This window comes from Enterobacteriaceae endosymbiont of Donacia piscatrix (assembly GCF_012569525.1).
GTDB lineage: Bacteria > Pseudomonadota > Gammaproteobacteria > Enterobacterales > Enterobacteriaceae.
In genome coordinates, this window is the sequence record NZ_CP046200.1 from 411,853 (window position 1) to 414,514 (window position 2,662).

General features: G+C 17.3%; 3 protein-coding genes and 1 pseudogene. 3 read left to right on the top strand and 1 reads right to left on the bottom strand.

Annotation, left to right across the window (positions count from 1 at the left end):
- Nucleotides 1-710 (bottom strand): Nif3-like dinuclear metal center hexameric protein (locus GJT96_RS02050; RefSeq protein WP_169780541.1); only part of this gene is annotated, 710 nt, incomplete at its 3' end.
- 169 nt (nucleotides 711-879) lie between these two features.
- On the opposite strand from GJT96_RS02050, the gene GJT96_RS02055 reads away from it, so the two are divergent.
- The 3 genes and pseudogenes from GJT96_RS02055 to GJT96_RS02505 all read left to right on the top strand — a co-directional run.
- Nucleotides 880-2,253, top strand: a complete 1,374-nt coding sequence (locus tag GJT96_RS02055) for a signal recognition particle protein (RefSeq protein WP_169780542.1) — start codon at nucleotides 880-882, stop codon at nucleotides 2,251-2,253.
- A gap of 9 nt (nucleotides 2,254-2,262) precedes the next feature.
- Nucleotides 2,263-2,487 carry a 30S ribosomal protein S16 gene (gene rpsP, locus GJT96_RS02060; protein WP_169780543.1) on the top strand — a complete coding sequence of 75 codons (225 nt, stop codon included), beginning with the start codon at nucleotides 2,263-2,265 and terminating at the stop codon, nucleotides 2,485-2,487.
- Between the two features lie 16 nt (nucleotides 2,488-2,503).
- Nucleotides 2,504-2,662: pseudogene (locus tag GJT96_RS02505) on the top strand (hypothetical protein); the annotation flags it as partial.

Genomic DNA, 2,662 nt, shown 5'->3' on the forward strand with positions numbered 1-2,662 from the left:
AATTTAAATTTTTTTTTTAACCATTTACCTAACATAATAACACCACCTCTTTCTGTTGCATGATGACCTGCGCTAATAAAATGAATTTTATTTTCATTTGCAATATGTAAATTCATTTCTGATATCTCTCCTGTTAAAAACACATCTATCTTAAAATGTAAAACTTTTTCTAAAAATTTTTGTCCAGCTCCACTACACCAAGCAATTTTATAAATTTTTTTAGGTGCATTTTTACCGAAATGTAATGGAGTACGATGTAATTTATTTTTTATTTTTAAAAGAAATTTTTTAATACTAATTTTATTTTTTAAATATCCATAAAAAATAAAAGGATTAATTTTACCTTGTATATTTATATCTAAAATTTTAGCTAAATAAATATTATTTCCTATTTTTTCGTTAATATCTAAAGGAAGATGCCAATTATACAAATTAATATTATTCATTAATAATGTATATATTCTTTTTTTTTTAAAACCTTTAATAACTGAAGATTCATTTTTCCAAAAAAAACCATGATGAACAATAATAGCATCAGCTTTAAGATGAACGGAAATATTTAATAATTTTTGACAAATACTCACTCCAAGTATAATATTTTTTATATATTTTTTCCCCTCTATTTGAAGACCATTAGGGATATAATCTTGTATTTTTAAATTATTTTGTAATTTATTATTGATTATTTTTTCTAAAATTATATTTTTAATCATATTAATTAATTTTTTTTTATTAATATAATTAATATATATAATTCCTTATGTATTATATAATTAAATTTTTTTTTATAAAAAAAATATTATATTTATATTTTTTAAAAAAAATATATTATAAATAAATAAGATTTAATATATTTTAAAATATATATAAGGAATTTTTATGTTTAAAAATTTAAGTAAAAAATTATCTAGAACATTATTAAAAATTAGAAACTATGGACGATTAACAGAAAAAAATATACAAGAAACTTTAGATAAAATCTATATTAATTTATTAGAAGCAGATGTTGCTTTAGAAGTTATTAAAAAATTTATTAGAAATATTAAAAAAGATTCTATTGGTAAAAAAATTAATAATAATTTTACTCCAGGACAAGAATTCATAAAATTAGTATATAAAAATTTAATTAAAATTATGGATTCTTCCGATAAAAATATTAATATAGCAATTAAACCTCCTGCTGTAATTTTATTTATTGGATTACAAGGAGTTGGAAAGACAACAAGTGTAATAAAATTAGCATATTTTTTAAAAAAAAAATATAAAAAAAAAATTATTGTTACATCAACAGATGTATATAGACCCGCTGCTATAGAACAATTAAAAATTTTAGCAGATAAAATAAAAATTGATTTTTTTAATGTAAAAAATAATTTATTTCCAAAAAATATTTCTAAAAAAGCACTAAATTATGCTAAAAAAAATTTTTACGATATATTAATAGTTGATACAGCTGGTAGACTTCATATAGATAATTTTATGATGAATGAAATAAAAGATATTTCTAATATACTATCTCCTATAGAAATTATTTTTACTGTTGATGCTATGACAGGTCAAGATTCTATTAATAGTGCTAAAAAATTTAATGTTACTGTCCCTATTACGGGAATTTTTTTAACTAAAACTGATAGTGATACTAGAGGAGGAGCAATTTTATCAGTTAAATATATAATAAAAAAACCAATTAAATTTATTGGTACTGGAGAAAAAATAAATAATATATCAATATTTTCTCCAGAAATAATTGCTTCTAAAATATTAGGAATGTCTTCTGAATTATTAATTATTGATAATATTAAAAGAAAAATTGATTTTCAAAAAAATAAAAAATTAATAGAAAAATTAAAAAATAAAAATGAATTAAATTTACAAGATTTTTTAGAACAAATAGAACAAATAAAAACAATAGGTAGTAAAAATATTATTAATTTTTTAAATAAGATGAACATAAATAATATTCAAAATTTTTCTAATCCTATTATAAATATTTTAAATATAGATGATAATACTATAAAAAATACAAAAGCAATCATAAATTCTATGACTAAATTTGAAAAAAATAATATTAATATCATTAATATTTCTAGAAAAAAAAGAATATCATTAGGATCTGGAGTTCCTATTTTTAAAATAAATGTTATACTAAAACAGTATAATCAAATGAAATTAGTTACTAAAAAAATGAAAAAAAAACATAATTTTAATAAAATGATTAATTACATAAAAAATTTATTTAATTCTAAAAATTAGGAATAATATATGGTTAAAATTAGATTATCTAGAAAAGGAATTAAAAAAAAACCTTTTTATCAAATAATTGTTACAAATAGTAAAAATTCTAGAGATGGTCGTTTTATAGAAAAATTAGGTTATTTTAATCCTTTAAAATTAGATAAAAAATTAAAATTTGATAAAAATAGATTAGATTTTTGGATATCTAAAGGAGCTATACTCTCAAAAAGAGTATATAATTTAATAAAATAATTATATATATTTTTTTATGAATATTTTTAAAAAAAAAGTAATTTTAGGAAAATTTGGTAAATTTTATGGTATAAAAGGATGGATTAGGTTATATTCTTATACTCATAATAAAAAAGACATTTTTTTATATAAAAAAATATTTATATTAAATAATATAAATAATATTTGTTTCATA